The sequence below is a fragment of the Flindersiella endophytica genome (genome assembly GCF_054779015.1).
The window spans coordinates 1-536 of record NZ_BAAGYY010000039.1; the positions used below are offsets into that span (position 1 = coordinate 1).

2 protein-coding genes are annotated in these 536 nt (G+C 68.3%); both read right to left on the reverse strand.

Going from position 1 to position 536, the window contains the following annotated elements; all coding sequences use genetic code 11:
* Window positions 1–212, reverse strand: a 212-nt coding sequence (locus ACYVF6_RS40960; RefSeq protein ID WP_460530563.1) for a hypothetical protein, incomplete at its 3' end; no start/stop codon positions are given.
* Window positions 213–227: 15 nt separating this feature from the next.
* On the reverse strand, window positions 228–536 hold a 309-nt coding region (locus ACYVF6_RS40965; RefSeq protein WP_460530566.1), incomplete at its 5' end, for a sigma factor-like helix-turn-helix DNA-binding protein.

Genomic DNA, 536 nt, shown 5'->3' on the forward strand with positions numbered 1-536 from the left:
TGGTTACCGCCCACACCGTTCCACGGCGCGGCGTACGCCACTCCGCTCAGCACCGCGACCGTCGCGCCGGCCGCCACCACCTGGACGATCCGGCGTCGCCGCACCATGCGCTTGCCACGTGCCATCCCCCCAGACACCAACCGGGACACGTCCGGCTGCAGCCCGTCGACGCCGCCGCGCAAGCGGTCAGGCAGCTCGTCATCGAATCCCATGAGTATTCGTGCCTCCTACTGTTCGGCGAACTCTTGAATGTCGTTGCCGAGAAGGGCACGCAACCGTTGCAGCGCACGGGAGCTCCGGGTCCGCACGACCCCGTTTCGGACGCCGAGTACGGCCGCGGTTTCCTCGATGCTGCGGTCTTCCCAGTACCGCAGCACGACGATCGCGCGGTCGCGCGGCGAGAGCTTGCCCAGCGCCTCGAACAGTGCCAACCGCAGTGCCGGGTCGCCGACCGGCGCCGCACCTTCTGGAAGCTGTTCGGATGGCAACTCGCTGTTGCTGCGCAGCCGCCGGTGTGACACGAAGGTACGGAACAG